Source organism: Streptomyces sp. NBC_00162, assembly GCF_024611995.1.
Classification (GTDB): domain Bacteria; phylum Actinomycetota; class Actinomycetes; order Streptomycetales; family Streptomycetaceae; genus Streptomyces.
In genome coordinates, this window is record NZ_CP102509.1 from 2,258,226 (window position 1) to 2,278,873 (window position 20,648).

Here is a 20,648-nt window from a genome sequence, read left to right on the forward strand (position 1 = left end):
GACGCCTCACACCTTCTCCAGGGCGAACCCGGCTCTGATCCACCGGCTGGACTCCACGCACAGGGCGAGTGCGCGCTCCCCGGGGGCGAACTTCGGGAACAGCCGCTCGAGTTGCAGGAACGGCAGGGCGTTGCCCGTGTTTCCGGTCTCGGAGACGCAGGAGATCTCCTGTGCGGAGGAGTCCGGCAGCCGCTCCAGGATGCGCCCGGTCATCCGCTCGGAGAGCTGGGGCGGCAGCAGGTAGCCGATGTCGTCCAGGCCCCAGCCGAGTCCGCCGAGCAGCTCCCAGAGGATCTCCACGGTGATCGACGGGACGTGCTCCTCGATCGCCTTGTAGTCCTCGGCCAGCATCCGCCGCTCCGCGTGGCGGTCGGTGGTCCCGTACCAGTCCAGCACCTGTCCGGGCGGACGGCCCTGTCCCGTCCAGGAGTTCAGCACCGCCCGTACGGCCACCCGCTCGCCCTCGGGCTCGTCGGTGAGCACGGCGGCTCCCGCTCCGTCGCCGAACAGGACGTGGTTGACCAGCTCCTCGGTGGCCATCCGGGCGGTGTCCCGCCGGGGCGACAGGAACCGGTGGGTGACGTCGCCGCCGAGGATCAGCCCGGCCCGACGACCGCCGAGGACCAGGGTGCGGCCGAGGTCGAGGGCCTGGACCGCCCCGGAGCAGCCCGACTGGAGCTGGAAGACCGGCAGGTGGCCGAGGTCCAGCCGGTCGGCGACCTCGCTCGCGGTGGTGGGCAGGAGCAGGTCGGGGGTCGCGGTCGCGAGGACCAGGAACTCCATGTCGGCGGGGTCGAGTCCGGAGGCGTCCAGGGCCTGGGCGCCGGCCTCGGCGCACAGGTCGGCGAGGGAGCCGCGGACCTCTCCGGTCACCGGGTCCCAGCCGAAGTGGCGGGTCCTGGTGCCGACGAAGAGGTCGATCCACTCGGCGCTCACCCCCAGCAGCCGGCCGAGCGCGGCGTTGTCCACCGGGTCCCCGGGCAGGGCCGTACCGGCGGCCGCCAGGTAGACGGCGCGGCCCGTCATGCCGACCTCGCCGTGATCAGGCCGCCGAGGAACTCGGCGAGCGAACCGACCGATCGCAGCGCGGGCAGCATCTGCTGGACGGACACCTCTCCGACGCGCGGCAGCCGGGCCTCCACCCGGTTCTTGAGCTGCATGATCATCACGGAGTCGAAGCCGAGGTCCTCGTGGAAGCGGGCCTCGCGCACCACGCGCTCCGGGGGGTACCCGCCGACTTCGGTGACCGCCTGGACCACCGCGAGCAGCACCGGGTCGCCCGCGTCGCGGGCGGGTGCGGAGGCGGGGGCGGGGGCGGGGGCGGCCTGGGGGTCCTGCCGCTCCGGCAGCCGCTCCCCGGCCGGAGCCTGAGCCGGAGCCGTCGCCGCGCGCAGCGGCGCGCGCCGGTCCCAGTAGCGCTGCGCCGAGGAGAAGACGTACGGGCTCATCTGCTCGACGACCCGGTGCTCGGGTGCGTACAGCTCCTCCCACACCGGATCGAGTCCGCAGCGGTGGAGGGCGGCGACGGTCTCGGCGAGGTCCCGGCCGGTGGCCTCGGGGCCCGGCGCGGGGTGCAGGAACTCGGCTCCCGGCGCCCGGCCGCCCCGGGCGGCGAGCTGGAGGAGCTGGGTGCGCGGGCCGATCTCGATCAGATGGGTGGGGGCGATGTCCGAGACGAGCGCTCTCAGCGCGGTGTCCATGAGCACGGGCTCCTCGATCTGGTCCGCCCAGTAGTCGGCGTCCATGGGTTCGTGGTGCAGCATCCGGCCGTGCCGGGTCGAGGCCACCGGCACGGCGGGCTGCGCACACCGCACCGCCTCGGTGCGCAGCTTCGCGGCGGCCGGGGCCATCAGGGGCGAGTGGAAGGCGTACGGGGCGGGCAGCTCCCTGACCCGTACGCCGCGCCCGGTGAGCTCCTTGCCGATCCTGGCCAGTGCGGCCGACGGCCCGGAGAGCACGGTGTCCGCCGGGCCGTTCAGCGCGGCCACGACGGCGTCCGGCTCCCCCGCCAGGATCCCGGCGAGCTCCTCGGGAGCGGTGGCTACGGCGAGCATGCCGCCGCCGGGGGGCAGTTCGCCCGTCAGCGCGCCGCGCCGGACGACCAGGCGGGCGGCCTCGTCCAGCTCGAGGGTGCCCGCGGTCACGGCCGCCGCGTACTCGCCCAGGCTGTGGCCGAGGACGGCGGCCGGGACGATCCCTAGCGCCGTGAGGGTGCGGGCCAGGGCGTAGCCGACGGCGAACAGGGCGGGCTGCGCGAACTCGGGGCGGTGCACCCGATCGTCGCCGCCGAGGATCAGGTCGCGCACCGAGGTGCCCAGGGGGGCGGCGAGGGCCTCGTCGGCCTCGTCGAGATGGCGGCGGTAGGCCGCCGACTCGCGGTGCAGCCGCGCCGTCATGCCCGGGAACTCGCTGCCCTGCCCGGTGAACAGGAAGGCCACCACCGGCCTGCCCCACGGGCGCCCGCCGAGCCCGGCCGGATCCTGGGCGGCCGCGCCGCGCAGCGCGGAGACGAGCTCGTCGGTGTCGCGGACGGTGACCGCGAACCGGTGCGGCAGGCCGGTCTTGATGCGGTTGCTGCTCCAGCACAGGGCGGCGGCGCCGCCGCGCGGCCGCCTGGCGACCGCCTCCGCCTGGGCGGCGAGGTTGCGGCGCAGTCCTTCGGGGGTGTCGCCGCTGACGGTGAACACGCCGACGGCCCCGCGGGCGGCGCCCGTACGGGCCTTGGGCATTGCGGCCGCGGTGCGGCGGGGCAGCCGGGGGGCCGAGCCGAGGACGGCATGGGCGTTGGTGCCGCCCATGCCGAAGCTGCTCACCCCGGCGAGGCTCTCGCCGCGCGGCAGCCGCATCGGGGACTTCAGCAGCCGCAGGCCCCGTTCGCCGAGCCGCAGCCGCGGGTTCTCGCGCTCGGCGAAGGGGCTGGCGGGGACCATGCGGTGGTGCAGGGCGAGGGCGGTCTTGATGAGTCCGGCGATGCCCGCCGCACCCTCGGTGTGCCCCAGGTTGCCCTTCACGGAGCCGAGCGCGCAGGGCGCGTCGCGCGCGATGCCGTGCAGCGCGCCGAGCGCCGCGCACTCGATGGCGTCGCCGAGTACGGTGCCGGTGCCGTGCGCCTCCAGGAACGCGACGCGGTCCGGGGTGATGCCGGCGCGCCGGTAGGCGGAGTTCAGCACCCGCTGCTGCGACCAGCGGTTGGGGGCGATGACCCCGTTGCTGCGACCGTCCTGGTTGACGGCGCTGCCGCGCAGTACGGCGTAGATCCGCTGTCCCTCGGCCAGGGCGTCGTCCAGCCTGCGCAGGACGACCAGGCCCACGCCGTCGCTGCGGCCGATCCCGTCGGCGTCGGCGCTGAAGGGTTTGCAGCGGCCGTCGTGGGCGGCCAGGCCGAGCTGTCCGTAGACCATGCCCATGGACGGCGAGAGCACGATGTTGGCGCCGCCGGCGAGGGCGGTGTCGCACTCCCCGGCCAGCAGGGAGTTGGCGGCGAGGTGGACGGCGACGAGCGAGGAGGAGCAGGCCGTGTCGACGGCGAGGCTGGGGCCGGTGAGGTTGAAGTGGTAGGAGATCCGGTTGGCCGCCATCCCGGCGCTGCTGCCGGCGCCGAGCAGCGGGGTGACCTGCGCGAGGTCGCTCATGGTCAGGCGGCCCCACTCGCCGCCCATCATGCCGATGAACACCCCGGTCTCGGTGCCCGCCAGTTCGCCGGGGGCTCGGCCCGAGTCCTCGAGGGCGCGCCAGGCGCAGGGCAGCAGCAGCCGCTGGTGCGGGTCCATCGCGGCGGCCTCGCGCGGGGTGACGGAGAAGAAGTCACTGTCGAAGACATCGACGTCGTCGATGAAGCCACCGCGGCCGCTGACAGCGGGGAAGTCCTGCGCCTCCCAGCGCTGGGCGGGGACCGGGCCGGTGCCGGCCCCGCCCCGCATCAGCAGGTCCCAGTACGCCTGCACGCCCGCCGCCCCCGGGAAGGCGCAGTCGATGCCGACGACGGCGATGTCCCCCATCAGCGCTGGTCCGCCGGTGCGGTGGCGGCCTGACCGGCGGGAGGGCCGGCGGGCGCGGCGGCGGCCAGCGCGGCCGACAGGTGGCGGACCAGGCTCGCCACGGTCGGGTGGTCCCACAGCAGCGTCGGCTCCACCTCGAGGCCGAACTCCTCCTCCAGGTCGCCGCACAGGCTCAGCGCCGCCACCGAGTCCATGCCGTACTCGGCGAGCGGCACGGTGGGGTCGATGGTCTCGGGAGCCCGGCGCAGGTAGACGGAGAGCCGGGCCGACAGCCATGCGTGCGGCAGTACGCCGTCAGCGGTGGCCGCGGTCGCGGTGGTCGCGGTGTGCCGACCGGTGGGAACGGTCATCGTGGGGCTCCTTCGGTGCGTACGGCCCGGGTCCCGGTCAGCCCGGGATGGGGGTGGAGTAGAGGTCGTAACCGAGCTGGGTGCTGAAGCGGAGCTGGACCTCGTGCCGGATCCGGGTCTCGCACTCCGGCGGCAGATCGGCCACGCGCGTGCCGAGCCGGCGGGCGATGTGGTGCAGCGCGGCCGCCGCCCAGCACGGATCGGCGAGGAACGGGTCGGGGCCGTAACGGCCCTGGTCCCACAGGCCCAGTACGGCGGCAGCGGCCAGCAGCAGCGCGTACCGGTCCATGAGAGCGAACCGGGCGGGCTGGGCGGTGGCCGCGGAACCGGCCGCCTCCAGCCTGAGCACCCGGCTCCGTACGTCGCGGAACTCCTCGACGAGCTGCCCGGCGAGCGTGCGCAGGGCCCGCTCGACGGGACCGCTGCCGTCGACGGCCGAGCTGACGGCGAGCATCGTCGCGCTGAGCGAGTCGCGCCCGCACGCGAGGGCGAGCCGGTCGGTGCGCAGCGGCGGCAGGTCTCCGCCCAGCCGGAACAGACCCGAGGGCGCCTCGTCCTCCAGGAACCACGAACTCCGGGCCAGGCGCGGCATCTGCGGGATGACCGTGGCCTGGCAGGCGACGGTGCCGGCGTGGCCGAGGCTGAGCACCGGTACGTCCCTGACGTGCTTCTGGAAGATGCCCAGGCTGCCCTCGCGGGTGTAGAAGCCGGAGCCGAGGACTATGGACAGGTCGTACATGGTCTCGGTGAGCACGCGGGGCAGCAGGTACTTGAGCGCCGCCGAGTAGACGCTGGTCTCGGCCGGCAGCAGGTGCAGGGCCCTGGTGGCGACGACGGCGAGGCTGTCGTAGAGCAGCAGGTTGACGAAGGCGCTGGTCAGTGCAGCACCGGTGCGGCTCCCGTCCGTGCCGCGGGCCTGCGCGCCGCCGGAGTGCTCCCGGTCGAAGCGGACGGCGGTGCGCAGGCTGGTGTCGAGGGCGGCGACGGCCGAGGCGGAGATCACCGTGCGGCTGATCTGGAAGGAGCGCAGGGCGGTCTCGATCCCGCTGCCCTCGGGGCCCAGCAGGGCGGTGGCGGGCACCGGACAGTCGTCGAACTCCACTCCGGCGAACCGGCAGCCGCGCAGTCCGACCGGGGTGCGGCGGGCCGTCACCGCCGCGCGTGCGTCGGTCAGCTGCCCCGGTTCGAGGAGCAGTACGGAGTGGCTGCGGCTGCCGGGCGCCGGGTCGGTGCGGCAGAACAGGACCAGCGCGCCGGCCCGCTCGAGGTTGTTGACCAGGGGCTTGCCACCGCTGATCAGATAGCCGTGGGGGCTGCGCCGGGCGGTGACCTGGCTGCGTACGTAGTCGTTGCTGTGGGCGGTCTCGTGCTGGGCGATGGCCGCCTTGCCGCCGTCGCGCAGCAGCCCGGCCAGCCAGTGGCGCTGCCGGGAGCTCCCGGCGGTCCACACGTCGGAGGCGGCCATGAAGGTGGTCATGCCGTGGCCCATGGCCAGGCCGACGTCCCGGCGGAAGACCGGGCGCATGATCCTGACCAGGGTGTCCATGCCGTCGAGCCGCCCGCCCAGGGCCTGTGGGATGTACTCGTCGGTGATCCCGAACTCGTCGAGCAGCGCCTCGCCTGCGGCGAAGGGCACCGCCGCCCGGTCGGCCTCCAGCAGCGCGGTGTAGCCGACCGGGTTGGCCGGGTCCGAGGGGTCGCCGAGCAGCGACTCCAGGGCGGCGACCCGGGTCCGTACGGCGTCCTCGCGCCGGCGCGCCACCGTGCGGTCGCCGAGGAGGGCGGCTACCACCGTCTTCCTCCGTCGGCTCCTTCCGGCCGCAGCAGGTCCTCGCCGAACAGCACGTCCTCGGCCCGGGCCAGCGCCCACACGTCGGGGGTCAGCACCTCGTAGTCGCCGCGCACCACGCCGTCGAGGAAGAGCTTGCGCATCAGGGTGCGCTGGACCTTTCCGCTGCTGGTGCGGCGTACGGCGCCGGGGCGCACCAGCAGGATGTTGCCGGCCGGGATCTCGAACTCCTTGCCGATGAGGGCCTGGATCTTCTGCGCGACGGTGCGCAGTTCCTCGCTGCCGGCTCCGCGCACCTCCTGGACGAGGACGAGGTGTTCCCGCCCGGCGTCCACGGAGAACGCGGCGCCCACGCCGAAGGTCAGGGCGGGGCTGACGGTCCGCGCCGCCCATTCGATGTCCTGCGGGTACACGTTGCGGCCGTTGATGATGACGACTTCCTTCAGCCGCCCGGTGACGAACAGTTCACCGTCCTCGAGCATGCCCAGGTCGCCGGTGCGCAGGAAGCCGCTCTCCTCGTCGTTGAGGCTGGCGCGGAAGGTGCGTACCGTCTCGGTGGGCCGCTGCCAGTAGCCGCGGGCCACGCTGTAGCCGCGCAGCCAGATCTCGCCGACCGCGCCGGCCGGGAGCTCGTGGTGGGTCAGCGGGTCGACGATGCGCACCTCGATGTCGACGGGGGCGCCGCAGCCGATCAGGGTCCGGACGCGCTCGGTGCCGGTGGCCGAGGGCCCGGCGCCGATCACCCGGTCACGCTCCAGGGCGGTCTGGTTGAACTCCTTGCGGACGTGCGGGGTGCCGGGGACGCCGCCGGAGACGACCAGGGTGGCCTCGGCCAGTCCGTAGCAGGGGCGCAGGGCCTCGGGGCGGAACCCGGCCGGGGCGAAGCGTTCGGCGAACTCGTCCAGGCTCTCGGGGCGTACCGGTTCGGCGCCGTTGAGGGCCAGGCGCCAGCGGGACAGGTCCAGGGCGGCGATCTGCTCGTCCTTGATCCGCCGCACGCACAGGTCGTAGCAGAAGTTGGGGCCGCCGCCCACGGTGACGCCGTACTCGTCGATGGCCTGGAGCCAGCGCAGCGGGCGCTTGACGAAGGACAGCGGGGTGACCTGGACGCTGTGGCTGCCGAGCCAGACGGGGTGCAGCAGGTGGGCGACCAGTCCCATGTCGTGGAAGTACGGCAGCCAGCTGCCGAAGACGTCCTCGCGGGTGGTGTGCAGCACCTTCTGCAGGGCGGCCTGGTTGGCGAGCAGGTTGCGGTGGGAGACGGTCACACCGCGCGGTTCGGAGACGGAGCCGGAGGTGTACTGGAGGAACACGAGGTCGTCGGGGCGTGCGGTGACGGGCTGCCAGGCGTCGGCGTCGCCGAAGCCGGGGACGTCGGTGACCACGCACTCGGCGTCGGGCCGGGAGTTGCGGGCCAGCCAGAGCGCGACCTCGGGCGCGGCGGCGGTCTCGGTGAGCACCACCTTGGCGCCGGTGTCCTTCAGGACGGCGGTGGTGCGGTTGAGCCGCTTGTCGCGGCCCGCTTCGCCCGGCATCGGTACGGGGACCGCGACGGCGCCGGCGTAGAGGCAGCCGGCGAAGGCCTTGAGGAACTCGACGGTGGAGGAGTAGACCAGCAGCACCGGCTGTCCGGTCGCGCCGTACTCCTGGAGGCCGGCCGCGATGCGTCTCGCCTCCCGGTCCAGCTCCCCGTACGTGAGGTGCCGGGCCTGCGCTCCGCCGGCCGTGTCGCGGAGGAAGACGTGCACGTCCTCGTCGGCGAGTTCTGCCGTCCGAACGCGGAGGAGTTCGGTGAAGGTGGCGAAGCGTGACTCTGACATCCGCGGCATCCCCTCGCGTCTGCGGGCCCGTGGACTGTCGGACCTCGTTTACCGGCGATCATCCGCGCGGCCGCTTAAGTGAGGCTTGTGCGGACCACCGACGAGACGCCCCCTAGGGGGTGGCAGGGGTGCTCGGCGGCGGGTGGGCGGGGCCAACCTCGGTCCATGGACACTCACACCGACAGCGACACCACCGCCGGGACCGAGCCGCCGGCAGCGGCGATCGTCTTCCCCGGCATGCAACCGACGGCCTTCTCCGAGGTGGCCCGGTTCATGCTGGTCAATCCGTACGCGCGGGAGCTGCACGCGATCGCCGACGACGTGCTGGGATTCTCGCTGGCCGACCGCTACCAGCAGGCCGACGGCGACTACTCGCTCTACGGGCAGATCTCCTTCGTGGTGAACTGCCTCGCGCTGGCGCGGTGGGCCACGGACCGGCTGGAGGTCGCGCCCGCGTACGCGACGGGGCCGAGCTTCGGCGCCCGGGCCGCCGCGGTCTACTCCGGCGTGCTCGACTTCCCCGATGCGGTACGGATGACCGCACGCCTCGCCGACACGATGGAGGACTACTTCGCGCGGGAACACCCCGCCCTGGTCACCCAGTCGATAGCCCGGGTACCGCAGGAGAAGGTCGCGCTGCTGCGCCGGGAGCTCGAGGAGCGGGGTGAGTGGAGCGACGTGTCCTGCGTGGTCGACCACGACTTCACGATGCTCACGGTGCACGAGTCGGTGCTCGACTGGCTCCAGCGGCGGATCCGCTCGCTGGGCGGCATGTCGATGTACACGATGAAGCCGCCCATGCACTCGTACCTCTTCGGGGGGCTGCGCGACCGGGTGGACGCCGAGATCTTCGACGGGCTGACCTGGTCCGAGCCGCGGCTGCCGCTGGTCGCGGACCAGGACGGCCGGGTGGTGACCACCGGCGAGGGCGTGCGCGGGATGCTGCTGGACGGCTTCGTCCGTACGGTGCGCTGGCCGGACGTGGTGTCCACGCTGGAGGGGGCCGGGGTCGGCCGGCTGTACGTGTCCGGGCAGGACGGGCTGTTCACCCGGGTCGCGTGCACCACGCGCGCCTTCGAGGTGGTGCCGGTGACGCCCCGCTCGGCGATGCGGCCGGTGCGGCGACGGCTGCCGGTCGCGGCCTGAGCGGCGGGCACGGGGAGGGGCCGGTACCCGCTGGGTACCGGCCCCTCCCTCATGTGCGGTTACTGAAGCGATTCGCCGTTCATGGCGTCCCCCCACCCACTTGAGATGCGCATCGATGAGCACGTTGTGCCGGTATTGCGTAACGAAACCAATAGTGCGCGCCCAATAGGACTCAATCGCTGTCTTTCCGAATTTTCGCCACGTTCGTCGCCACAATTGGAAGCGTGAGGGCAGACGCGGGGCGCAAGTATCGTGCGTACCCCACCCGAGAGCAGGAACAGGTCCTGACCAGGTGGGGGCATACGGCGCGTGCTCTGTGGAATGTGGCTCTGGAGCAGAGGGTGTATCTGTGGGAGCAGCGTCGGTACACGTTGCGGTCGGTCGAGCAGTGCACGTTCCTGACGGCGGCTCGTGCGGATCTTGACTGGATCGGTGACCTGCCCGCACAGTCCGGGCAGCAGATTCTGCGTCAGCTGGACCGGGCGTACGACAATTTCTGGAATGCCCACCTTCCGGCCCGGTTTCCGTCACGGAGGAAGCGCGGGCACCGGCTGTCGGTCCCGTTTCCCGGGCAGGCGGTCGAGGTCCGCAAGCTGAACCGCAAGTGGGCTGAGGTGCGTCTGCCGAAAGTCGGCTGGCTGCGGTTCCGCCTCTCCCGCGCGATCGGGGGCACGATCCGCAACGCCACGGTGTCCCAGGACGGCAACGGCTGGCACATCTCCTTCGGTGTTCACACCGGCCGCAAGCCGGACGCGCCGAACGGAAAGCCCACGTGCGGGGTGGACTTCGGTGTCGCAGCCTCCGCGTTCGTGTCCACCGAGTCCACACCTCGCCTCATGCCACCGACGCTCACCGCTAGCGAACGCAAGCGGCTCAAAGCACTTGAGCAACGCAAGGCCCGCCAAATCACCTACGCGAAGAAACACAATGGCGGGACGTACAGCCACCGCCTGCGCACCACCATCGCCCACATCGCAAAGCTCACCACCCGGCGGGCCAACCGGCGCCGGGACTTCACGCACAAACTCACCACCGACCTCGCCAAAAGCCACGGCCTGATCGGTATCGAGGACCTGCGCGTAAGGAACATGACGGCCTCAGCGAAGGGCACCACAGAGACACCCGGCAAGAACGTCCGGTCGAAGGCTGCCCTCAACCGGTCGGTCCTCGACAACACCCCGGGCGAACGGCGGCGACAGCTCGACTACAAAACCCGCATGTACGGATCCGTACTCGTCGCCGTGCCGCCGTTCCACACCTCCCAGACCTGCGCGGCCTGCGGACTGGTCGATCCCGGATCTCGTAAGGGATGCGGCCGGCATTTCACCTGCACCCGCTGCGGGCACGAGGACGATGCCGACCACAACGCCTCGATGGAGATCGAGGCCCGAGCCCGCCGGACGGGCGGCTCGGACATCAACAGCACGCGCAGCATCCCCAGGGTGCGAGTCCCGGCCGCAGGCCGGAGGCGGATGCGTGAAGCCCCGAAGCCCGCCCACGCGAGCTGAAAGGAATCGCCCCCACTTTATGGGGCGAGGATCGTCACTTGCCGTCCACTGTGAAGGCGTAGAAGGTGCCCTCGGTGAGGCTGCCGGTGGTGCCGCCGCCGTTGGCGAAGCGGGCGTAGCCGTTGCCCCAGTAGACGGTGCCGTCGACGACCGCGGGGCCGGCGTTGGACGAGTACGGCGCGGTGAAGTCCCAGAGGTAGGCGCCGGTCGCTGCGTCGAACGCGTACATGCGGCCGCTGGTGGAGCCGCCGAACACGACGCCGTTCGCGGTGGTCAGGGCGCCCCAGGCGAAGCCGTCGGTGCGGTCGGCGACCTGCCACAGGACGCGTCCGGTCTGCGGGTCGAGCGCCGCGAAGGAGCTGCGGGTCGTCGTCGTGCCGTCGGCCAGCTGGTAGGGCTGGCGGTTGAAGTTGGCCTCGGCGATGTAGATCCGCTTGTCGTCATTGGCCGTACCCCACTGGATGCCGCCGATGTGACCGCCGGGACCGGCCGCCGCGCTCCAGACCACGGCGCCGGTGTCCGCGTCCATCAGCCAGTACTCGCCGCTCTTCTCGCCCGCGCCGATCACCTTGCGGGGGCAGCCGTCGGGCCCCTTGATGGTGAACAGGTGCGCGCCGTCGCCGAAGTCGTAGTCGTAACCCGGGTTCGGCGGGCAGTTGTTGGGCGGGAAGCCGGGGATGCAGCCGGTGTTCCAGGCGTCGAAGCGCTTGGCTCCGGTGTTCCACTTGACCCGGCCGGTCCGCATGTCGAGGGCCAGCACGGTGTCCACGTAGTTGTCCGGGGCGTAGCACTCGGCAGGGGTGTGGCCTGCGGTCTGGCAGTCGCTGACGGACTTCGGGACGGTGTAGTTGTTGCCGGTGGTGAAGTACACGGTGTGGGTCGCCGGGTCCAGGGCCGGGGTGCCCCAGACGGCCACGCCGCTGTAGCCGCCGGGCTGACCGCCGTTGTCGGGGGTCGTGTACTGGCGCCACAGCCGGTCGCCGGTGGCGGCGTCGAAGGCGTTCACGCTGCCGCGGAAGGTGCAGCAGGGGTAGGCCGGGTCGAGGGCGCCCTCGGATTCGCGGGAGGAGACGCCCTGGTAGATCACGCCCTCGTGCACGACGGGAGACTGGGTCAGTACCGCCTTGTACTGGGTGTCCACCTCCCGGCTCCACACCTTGTTGCCGGTGGCCGCGTCGACGGAGATCAGGACGGCCTTGTTCCAGTCCGCTATGTACACCTTGCCGCCGACGACGGCGGGGCTGGTCCGGGCGACCGAGGCCGCGTCACCGGTGTACTCGGACACCTTGCGCGACCAGATCGGGCGGCCGGTCTTCGCGTCCACCTTGTGCAGGTAGCCGCCCCAGTCGGGGAAGTACACGGCTCCGCCGACCACGGCCGGGGTGGCGGACACGTCGCCGTGGGTGGCGTACGTCCACTTGGCCTTCAGGCGGCCTACGTTGCCCTTGCCGATCGCCGTTTCCTGCGGGTTCGCCCGGCTGTTGCGGATGTCGTGACCGCCGGTCGGCCAGGCGGACGGGGGCAGGGCCGCGCTGGTGGCGGGAGCCGAGAACAGCGTGGCGGTCAGTGCGAGTACGGCGAGCAGCGCGAATCTGCGGACCGCTCCCTGGCGGGTCCGGGGTCTTGTGCGCATGGGTCTTCCTCTTCCGTGCTGTGATGGGTTGGTTCGGGTATCAGCCCGCGGTCACCGGTACACGGGTGCCGTGCAGGGCGGTGGCGCGCGCGGTGAGTTCCAGCCGGTCGGTCTTCTTGTTGGTGTTCAGCGGGAACTCGTCGAGCCGGTGGTAGTGGCGCGGGATCAGCTGGGCGGGCAGCAGCCCGGCCAGGTCGCGGTGGAACTCCTGCGGGGAGCGCTGCCCGCCGAGGTAGAAGGCGACGAGCTCGGTGCTGTTGGCCACGGGTACGCCGACCACCACCGCGTCGGTCACCGGGGTGCCGGCGCGCAGGGCGTGTTCCACCTCGGCCAGTTCGACCCGGTAGCCCTGCACCTGCACCTGGGAGTCGGTACGGCCCAGGTAGACCAGCTCGCCCCCGGCGAGCCGGCGTACCCGGTCGCCGGTGCGGTACCAGCGGACGCCGTCGCGCTCCAGGTACTTTCCGGCCCCGTCGGCCGGGTCCAGGTAGCCGGCCGACAACTGCGGGCCGGACAGCCATAGTTCGCCCTCCTCCCGGGCCGGAACGCCCTGCTCGTCCAGGAGCAGTTCCGCGTGGCCGTCGTGGAGCAGGCCGAGCGGTACCACCCCGTTGACTCCGAGCCGGGTGGACTCCTGCGGTGACCAGGTGTGGCGGTGGGTGGTGATCGTCATCTCGGTCGGGCCGTAGACGTTGATCACGGCGGAGCGGGGGGCGGCCTGCTGCCAGGCGTCGGTGTCCTGGAACTGGAGCGCCTCGCCGCCGAAGTACGTCCAGCGCAGCGTGGGCATGCTGCCCGGCAGCAGGCGTCCGGTGCGGCGGGACAGCGAGATGACGCTGGGTGCCGAGAACCAGACGGTGATGCCGTGCTCGGCGACGAAGGCGGGCAGGTCGCGGTAGGCGTGCGGGGAGACCGAGACCAGCGGCGCGCCCACCGCCCAGGCGCACCACAGGTCCGAGACCGCGGAGTCCCAGTTGAGGTTGGCGGCCTGGGAGAAGACGTCGGCGGCCGTGAAGTCGTACCAGGCGTCCATGAGGGCGAAGTAGTGCGCCATGTTGCCGTGCGTGAGTCGTACGCCCTTGGGCCGGCCGGTGGAGCCGGAGGTGAACAGGACGTACGCCACGTCCTCGGGTCCGGCGGACCAGCTCGGCTCCGCCAGCGCGGTGTCCGGGCCGGCGAGGAGCGGCCGCAGTCCGCTGCCGGCGGTGAGCGCTTCGGCCTCGGCGGGGGTCAGGTGCGGTGCCAGCACCGGGAGGTTCCCTGGTTCCGCGGCGAGTTCCGCTGCGAGTTCCGTCGCGAGCAGGGCCGCGCCCTCCTCGTCCACGACGAGGGCGGAGACCTCCGCCGACGCGAGCATCGAGGCGATCTTGCCGGGCGGGAAGTCGGCCAGCACCGGCACCGCGGGGAGCCCGGCGTACAGGCTCGCCAGGACGGCGACGTACGAGGTGAGGCTGCGGCCGGCCAGGATGCCGACGGCCTTCGGCGGCCCGCCGGGGGCGCTCAGCAGCGCGCCCGCCCAGGACAGCGCCAGTTCGTGGGCGGTCGTGTAGTCGACGGTCTCCTTCCCGACGCGCACGGCCACCCCGCGCGGTGAACGTTCCAGGCCGCGCAGGAAACGTGCGTGCAGCGCGGTCCGCGCCATTGGTTCCATTTCTGCTCCTCCTCGCCGGGAATTATCGGTCAGCCAGTTCCCGGACCATTTCCGGGACGCATTGACAGTCGTCATCGGACGCCTCCATCATTCCCGTATGCCAGAACTCACGAAGCACACCTGGGACGGCGCTTTCGAGGCCGTCGTACGTCCGTTCCTGCCCTATCTCTCACCCGACGAGAAACTGACCGGTGACGCCGAACTCCGTGACCTGGGGCTCGACTCCATGGGTACGGTCGAACTGCTCGCCGCTCTGGAAGGCGCTTATGACGTCCGATTCCTGGACGATGCGCTGAAGCTGGAGAATTTCGCGAGCCCGGATATTCTCTGGAACACCCTGATCACGCAGACGGAATCCGCCGCTTGAGAAAACCGGTCCACTCGCGGCCCGGCGAGGATTTCATATCCGAGTCGGGCCGTTCGCTTTTTCCGGAGCCGGTCAGGGGACCAGTTGCCGGAAACTCTCCTCGATCCTGTCGAGCGTCTTGCGGACGTGCGGCAGGGCGGTGGGGTCCTGCGCGTCGAGGGCGAGCTGCTGCTGCTCGGCGGTCTCGCCGTACAGCATGCTGGTGGCGCATTTGAACCGCAGGGCGTCCCCCTCGTCGCCGAGCAGGTGTCCGGCGAGCACCACGATCCCCAGGTCCAGCATCCGGCGGGCCAGCGTCGGCGAGTCGGTCACCTCGTACTTCGCCAGCTCCTCACGGACCGGTTCGAAGTCGGGGTAGACGTAGAACGCCCCGGTCGGCGGCCGGCAGCGGGCGCCCGCGTCCACGGTGATGCGGTGGACCTCGCGGGCGACGGCCCCGTGCAGCCGGGCGCTGGCCCGCAGCCGGTCCCGTACCTCCGGCGGCTCGCCGAAGGCGTACGCGGCCACCTCCTGCATCGGCCCGGCCAGCGTCGACCAGACCTCGCTGGCCACGGAGACCACTCCGGTACGGATCCACTCGCCCCAGGGGCCCTGCGGGAAGCGGGCCACGCCGATGCGCCAGCCGCCCAGGGCGAGGCTCTTGCTCAGGCCGGTGGCGATGACCGTGCTCCCGGGGGCCACCTCGGCCGGGCTGAGGTACTCGGTGGCCGGGTCGTGCACCACGTCGCGGTAGATCTCGTCCGAGACGATCAGCAGGCCCTCCTCCTCGGCGATCGCGCACAGTTCGCGGATGAGAGGGGGCGGGGCCAGGGTGCCGGTCGGGTTGTCGGGGAGGGTCAGCACCATGATGCGCGGGTCTCGGCCGAGGACGCGGGCCGCGGTGATGCACTCGCGCAGGGCGTCCGGGTCCGGTACCCCGCCGCACTCCTCGGGGATCGGGACGGCGATCGGGTGTTTGCCGGCCAGCCGGGCCTGGGGGGCGTAGGTGTTCCAGGCCGGCCGGGGCAGCAGTACGTCGCCGGGGACGGCCAGGTTGAGGGCCATCAGCAGCGGCTTGCTGCCGGGGGCGACCACGATCTGCTCCGCGTCGGTGGGGATGCGGCGGCGGCTGAAGTAGCCGGCGGCGGCGTTGCGGACCCCGGGCGAACCGGCCACCGGCCCGTAGGCGTTGCGGTGCGCTCCCGCGGCGAGCCGTTCCACCAGGGGCTCGAACGCGGGCAGCCGGGACTCCCCGAAGCCGAGGTGGATCAGCGGTTCGCCGGCCGCCTGGCGCTGTGCCACCAGCTGGTTGAGCGCCAGGTTCGGTGACATCCGCATGTCGTTCATCCCCTGCTCCCCACCGGCGCGGCCGCCTTCGTCCCGAAGAGCTCCTGTCCGCCCGACCACGCCGGTCCCCCGATGGCGCGGGCGATGTCGGCCGGGACGGTGCGGTCGAGCCGCAGTTCGTCCAGCCAGGCCGCCTCGGGGTCGTAGTGCGCCAGGAAGGGCCTGCCGACCAGGGCGGGGTCGCGGGCCTGGACCATGTGCAGCTGGAAGAAGCGGCCTTCGGCGTTCTCGACGATCCCGTCCACCGCGACCTTGCCGGGGGTCGCGGACATCACCGGGCCGCGTACGGTGCGGGCCAGGCCGGGCAGGGTGCGGTAGGCGCTCTGGAAGATCTCGGCCGCCCGCGCGAGGGGTACCCGGAAGTAGTCGTAGGGGCCGGTGTCGCGCTCCACGAACATGTAGTACGGCACCGAGCCGGCGGCGAGTTCGGCCCGCCACATCTCGCTCCAGACGGCCGGGTCGTCGTTGACGCGGGCGATCAGCGGCGCCTGGCAGTAGACGAGGGCGCCGGTGGACCTGATCCGGGAGATCGCCCGCCGGGCGAGGTCGGTGGCGAGCTCGCGGGGGTGGCTGAAGTGCGCCATGACGGCGAGGTTGCGTCCCGAGGCGACGACCTGCTCGAAGAGGCGCAGCACGTCGTCGGCGTCGGGGTCGCCGGTGAAGCGCTGCGGCCAGTACGCGACGGACTTCGTGCCGATCCTGATGGTCCGTACGCTCTCCACGGCGAGCAGCGGCTCCAGGTGGGAGCGCAGCCGCTCGGTGGACATCACCATCGGGTCGCCGCCGGTCACCAGTACGTCGGTGACGTCGGGGTGGTGGCCGAGGTAGGAGACGAGACCGCTCGGGTCGGGCGCGGCGAAGCGCAGGTCCGCGTCCCCGACGAACTGGGCCCAGCGGAAGCAGTACGTGCAGTAGGAGTGGCAGGTCTGGCCCTGGCTCGGGAAGTAGAGCACCGTCTCGCGGTACTTGTGCTGGAGTCCGGGGATCTCGGCGCCGTCCCGGGTGGGGACGTTGAGCTCTTTCTGGCCGGACGGGTGCGGGTTGAGCCGGCCGCGGATCTGCTGCACGAGGGTGCGCAGCGCGACCTTCGACGCGGGGTCCGCGGAGAGCGCGGCCAGGTCCCGTTCGTTCTGCTCGGTCAGCATCCCCCGCTGCGGGAACACCAGTTGGAACATCGGGTCGTCCGGAATGCGGTCCCAGTCGATGAGGTGCGACAGGACGTACTCGTTGACCCGGAAGGGCAGCACCATCGACACGAGCCGGACGGTCTCCCGTATGTCGGCGGGCAGGCCGTGGCGGTCGGCGATCTCGTCGAGCTGCCGCGGCCCGTACGCGCGGAACCGTGCCGTCTCGACAGAATCGGTTGCCAGCAGGGACATGCGGATATTCCTCCAGCCTGGTGCCTGGCAGTTCCGAGCGTGTGCTCGAATGCGGTTCGATGCTAGGGAGAGGATTCGGCCACCGGACCCCAGATCCGACCCCAGCCCGACCCTTACGGCACCCCGGCGGCCCGCTCGCGCGGAGCGCTCCCGCGGCGCGGTGTGCCGACCGGCGCGGACCGGACCCGGGCATGGCGAAGCCGCCCAGGACCGGCGGGGGTTCAGGTCCTGGGCGGCTGTAGGTGGGCCCCTGACGGGGGCAGGTGCCTTACGCGGTGCCCGCGCCCGGCTGTGCGGCCTTCTGCGCCGCCGGGGCGCTCTGCGCGGCGAGTTCCGCGGCCCGCTGGTTGTCGGTCTGGACGGAGCGCAGCCCGATCAGGGCGAAGACCGCGGCTCCGGCCATGACGACGGCTCCGGCCACCGAGGCGGCGTGCACCTCGGTCGTGAAGGCGGTACGGGCCGCCTCGATCAGACTGGCGGACGCGTCGCCCGAGAGCTTGCCGGCGGCCGCCAGGGCGCCGCCGATGGTCTCGCGGGCGGGCTCCAGCGCGTCGGCGGGCACCCCGGCCGGGGCGTCCAGCGCGGAGCTGTTGCGGTAGACGGCGGCGCCGATGCTGCCCAGCACGGCCACGCCGAGGGCGCCGCCGAGCTCCTGGCCGGTCTGGAGCAGGGCGGAGGCGGTACCGGCGCGCTCCGGCGGCACCTGGCCGACGACGAGTTCGGTGACGAGGGTGAGCACCGGGGTGAGCCCGACGGCCAGCGCGATGATGCCGATCAGGATCAGCACCAGGCCGTCCTCGGCCGGCACCTGGGTGAGCATCAGCAGGGCGAGGGTGGCGACGGTGAACCCGGCGCCGATGATGTGAGCGGGCTTGACGGTACGGACGAGGACGGTGGCGACGGGCACGACGGCGCCCACGGCGAGCGTGCCGGGGATGGTCCACAGCGCGGACTTCAGCGCGCTCATGCCGAGGACCGACTGCATGTACTGGGTGCTGAAGAGCGAGTAGCCGACGAGGGTGAAGCAGGCCAGCATGTTCACGGTGACCGAGGCGCCGAAGGCGCGGTTGCGGAACAGCGAGATGTCGATCATCGGGTCGCTGCTGGTGCGCTGGCGGCGCAGGAACAGCGGGACGATGGCCAGGCCGACCGCGATGGCGACGACGTGGGTGACGGAGAAGCCGTCCACGGCGATCTTCTTGAAGCCGTAGATGACCGGCAGCACGATGGCGAGCGAGAGCGCGGCGCTGATCAGGTCGAACTTCCCGGCCGCGGCGTCCTTGAACTCCGGCAGCAGGAACGGCGCGGCGACCAGCAGGAGCAGCATCACGGGGACGTTGATGAGGAAGACGGAACCCCACCAGAAGCCGGTGAGGAGGGCGCCGCTGACCACGGGGCCGAGCGCGGCGCCGGCGGCCATGCCGGTGGACCAGACGGCGACGGCGGTGCGCCGCTGGGTCTGGTCGCGGAACAGGTTCCGGATGAGGGCGAGCGTGGACGGCATGAGGGTGGCGCCGCCGATGCCCTGGAGGGCCCGGGCGGTGACCACCATCTCGGGGTTGGAGGCGTAGGCGGCGAGCAGCGAGCCGCCGCCGAAGACCACGGCACCGATCAGCAGGAGGCGCCGGCGGCCGATGCGGTCGCCGAGCGCGCCCATGGTGAGCAGGACTCCGGACAGGACGAAGCCGTAGATGTCGATCATCCACAGCTGCTCGCTGCCGGAGGGCCGCAGGTCCTCGCTGATGGCGGGGATGGCGAAGTAGAGAACCGTCAGGTCCATGGAGACGAGCAGCACGGGCAGGAGCAGTACGCCGAGGGCGATCCATTCCTTGCGGCCCGCCTTGGCCTCCGGTCCGGTCGTGTCGTTCTCGCTCAGGGAGCTGGTCATGGGGGCTGTCCAATGCTGTCGGGACGGGACGTGGGTACCAGTGAACGGAATGGCGGGAGGGGCGGGGCGGGTCCGGACCGGGAACAGGGGTCGGAACAGGGGTCAGGACAGGGGTCGGAACAGGGGTGGCGCGGGGACGGGGCGGGGTCGGGGCGGGTCGGAACAGGGGGCCGGACCGCCGGTTTCAGGCCTCCTCGGCGGCGCGTGCCGCCAGGGCCCTGCGGTCGGTCTTCCCGTTGGGCGTGAGCGGCAGACCCGGGATCAGGCCGACCTTCCGCGGAACCATGTACTCGGGCAGGGTCTGCTTGCAGAACGCGCTGATCACGAGGGGGTCGGCGGTGAAGCCGCGGGCGGGCACGACGTACGCGTACAGCTCCGGATCGTTGCCCGGACGCGGGCGGACCACGGCGGCGGCCGCCTCGACACCGGGGAACTCCAGGAGCCTGCGCTCGATCTCCCCCAGCTCCACGCGGTTGCCCCGGATCTTGACCTGGAGATCGGAACGGCCGACGAAGTACAGCTCACCACTCTCGCCGCGGTATGCCAAGTCATTTGACTTGTACACGAGTTGACCGGAGCGGGGGTTGAGCGGATCGGGCACCAGGACGGCCCGGGTGGCCTCCGGATCGTCCCAGTAGCCGGTGAAGAGGGAGGGGCCGCGCAGGTGGATCTCGCCCACCGCGCCGGGTTCCCCGACGGGCCGGCCGTCCTCATCGATCAGCAGCATCTCCGCGCCCGGGTAGGCGAATCCGATGGAGAGCTTGTCGACGCCCTCGGGCAGCGGGTTCGGCACGTCGGTGAGGGAGAAGGCCATCGCCTCGGTGGGGCCGAAGCAGTTCACCACCCGAGCCTGCGGCAACAGGCCCTGCAGCTGGCGCAGTTCCGGAAGCGGGAAGGCCTCGCCGGAGAACAGCACGCCGCGCAGCTGGCCGGCCAGCGCGGCCAGGCCCTTGGCCTCGTGGCGCAGTACGGGCCGCCAGATCGACGGCACCCCATCGACCTGGGTGGCGCCGGTCTCGGTCAGGAAGCGCAGCAGCCGGCGCGGCCAGTGCATCAGCTCCCGCGGTACGGGGATCAGCTGGGCGCCCGAGCCGAGGGCGAGCCCGATGTCCAGCAGCGCGAAGTCGAACTGGAGCGGCGAGGTGGTGGCGAGCCGGTCCTCGGCCGTGACGATGGAGTGCTGGAGCATCCCCCGGTAGAAGGCGAGCACCCCGCGGTGGCTCATGACCACGCCCTTGGGGCGCCCCGTGGTCCCCGAGGTGAAGATCATGTACGCGGCGTCGGTGCCGACCGCCTCCCGCCGGTGACGGGTGCGGGGCGCGGGCGCGCGCTCCACGACCACCCCGTCCGGGCCGAAGCGTGCCGTGCCGATGGACTCCGGGACGCCCTCGCGCGTGCCGTCCGCCGTCTGGAGGTGCAGGGCGGGCTCCGCGGTGGCGGCGATGGCCAGCAGCCGCGGGGTGGGGACCTCCGGGCTCACCGGGATGAATGTGAGCCCGAGCATCGAGCAGGCGAGGAGCACGGCCACGGCGGCCGCCGAGTTGTCGGACTCCAGGATCACCCGGTCGCCGATGTCGAGGCCGAGCGAGTCCAGGGTCACCGCGTAGTCGTGGGCCCTGCGCTCGAGTTGGCGGTAGGTCAGCACCCGGGAGGCGCCGTCGGGGCCGGCCTCCCAGGCCGCCGGGCTGTCCGGCGCGGTCCTGGCCGCCGCCAGCATGAACTCGTGGATGCGCTCCGCCGGTCCGCGGACCGCGGCCGGGCGTATCGTGCTCAGGCTCACCGCTGTGCCACCT

General features: G+C 72.2%; 14 protein-coding genes. 3 read left to right on the forward strand and 11 right to left on the reverse strand.

Annotation, left to right across the window (positions count from 1 at the left end; all coding sequences use genetic code 11):
- Positions 1–6: 6 nt before the first annotated feature.
- From JIW86_RS11045 to JIW86_RS11065, 5 genes are read right to left on the reverse strand one after another with little or no spacing between them, the layout of a single operon-like run.
- Complete coding sequence (locus JIW86_RS11045) at positions 7–1,026, reverse strand: 3-oxoacyl-ACP synthase III family protein (protein ID WP_215149914.1); 1,020 nt, start codon at positions 1,024–1,026, stop codon at positions 7–9.
- A complete protein-coding gene (locus tag JIW86_RS11050) occupies positions 1,023–3,998 on the reverse strand; it encodes a type I polyketide synthase (protein WP_257553598.1) in 2,976 nt (991 codons plus the stop codon). The genes JIW86_RS11045 and JIW86_RS11050 overlap by 4 nt, the downstream gene beginning before the upstream one ends.
- Positions 3,998–4,348 (reverse strand): acyl carrier protein, encoded by a 351-nt coding sequence (locus JIW86_RS11055; RefSeq protein ID WP_257553599.1) that lies wholly within the window; start codon positions 4,346–4,348, stop codon positions 3,998–4,000. Before JIW86_RS11055 ends, JIW86_RS11050 begins: the two co-directional genes overlap by 1 nt.
- A gap of 37 nt (positions 4,349–4,385) precedes the next feature.
- Positions 4,386–6,140, reverse strand: coding sequence for an acyl-CoA dehydrogenase (locus JIW86_RS11060; RefSeq protein ID WP_257553600.1), 1,755 nt, complete (start codon positions 6,138–6,140; stop codon positions 4,386–4,388).
- Positions 6,134–7,957 carry a fatty acyl-AMP ligase gene (locus tag JIW86_RS11065; protein WP_257553601.1) on the reverse strand — a complete coding sequence of 608 codons (1,824 nt, stop codon included), beginning with the start codon at positions 7,955–7,957 and terminating at the stop codon, positions 6,134–6,136. The genes JIW86_RS11060 and JIW86_RS11065 overlap by 7 nt, the downstream gene beginning before the upstream one ends.
- 165 nt (positions 7,958–8,122) lie before the next feature.
- On the opposite strand from JIW86_RS11065, the gene JIW86_RS11070 reads away from it, so the two are divergent.
- Positions 8,123–9,103, forward strand: a complete 981-nt coding sequence (locus JIW86_RS11070) for an ACP S-malonyltransferase (protein ID WP_257553602.1) — start codon at positions 8,123–8,125, stop codon at positions 9,101–9,103.
- Between the two features lie 224 nt (positions 9,104–9,327).
- The gene (locus tag JIW86_RS11075) at positions 9,328–10,611 is read left to right on the forward strand and encodes an RNA-guided endonuclease InsQ/TnpB family protein (RefSeq protein ID WP_257553603.1); all 1,284 of its coding nucleotides are present in this window, start codon (positions 9,328–9,330) and stop codon (positions 10,609–10,611) included.
- Positions 10,612–10,645: 34 nt separating this feature from the next.
- Here the strand turns inward: JIW86_RS11075 and JIW86_RS11080 are convergent, their stop codons facing one another.
- On the reverse strand, positions 10,646–12,244 hold the full coding sequence (locus JIW86_RS11080; RefSeq protein WP_257553604.1) for a PQQ-binding-like beta-propeller repeat protein: 1,599 nt from the start codon (positions 12,242–12,244) through the stop codon (positions 10,646–10,648).
- A 40-nt stretch (positions 12,245–12,284) separates the two neighbouring features.
- A complete protein-coding gene (locus tag JIW86_RS11085; protein WP_322975515.1) occupies positions 12,285–13,895 on the reverse strand; it encodes an AMP-binding protein in 1,611 nt (536 codons plus the stop codon).
- A 97-nt stretch (positions 13,896–13,992) separates the two neighbouring features.
- Here JIW86_RS11085 and JIW86_RS11090 point away from each other — a divergent pair, with 97 nt between their 5' ends.
- Positions 13,993–14,262 (forward strand): phosphopantetheine-binding protein, encoded by a 270-nt coding sequence (locus JIW86_RS11090; RefSeq protein WP_257553605.1) that lies wholly within the window; start codon positions 13,993–13,995, stop codon positions 14,260–14,262.
- A 72-nt stretch (positions 14,263–14,334) separates the two neighbouring features.
- On the opposite strand, the gene JIW86_RS11095 is transcribed toward JIW86_RS11090, so the two are convergent.
- The 4 genes from JIW86_RS11095 to JIW86_RS11110 form a co-directional block, all read right to left on the reverse strand.
- The gene (locus JIW86_RS11095) at positions 14,335–15,588 is read right to left on the reverse strand and encodes a pyridoxal phosphate-dependent aminotransferase (protein ID WP_257553606.1); all 1,254 of its coding nucleotides are present in this window, start codon (positions 15,586–15,588) and stop codon (positions 14,335–14,337) included.
- Positions 15,585–16,967 carry a KamA family radical SAM protein gene (locus JIW86_RS11100; RefSeq protein WP_257553607.1) on the reverse strand — a complete coding sequence of 461 codons (1,383 nt, stop codon included), beginning with the start codon at positions 16,965–16,967 and terminating at the stop codon, positions 15,585–15,587. Before JIW86_RS11100 ends, JIW86_RS11095 begins: the two co-directional genes overlap by 4 nt.
- 268 nt (positions 16,968–17,235) lie before the next feature.
- A complete protein-coding gene (locus tag JIW86_RS11105) occupies positions 17,236–18,855 on the reverse strand; it encodes an MFS transporter (protein ID WP_215149922.1) in 1,620 nt (539 codons plus the stop codon).
- 184 nt (positions 18,856–19,039) lie between these two features.
- Positions 19,040–20,635, reverse strand: coding sequence for an AMP-binding protein (locus tag JIW86_RS11110; RefSeq protein ID WP_257553608.1), 1,596 nt, complete (start codon positions 20,633–20,635; stop codon positions 19,040–19,042).
- Between the last annotated feature and the right edge of the window lie 13 nt (positions 20,636–20,648).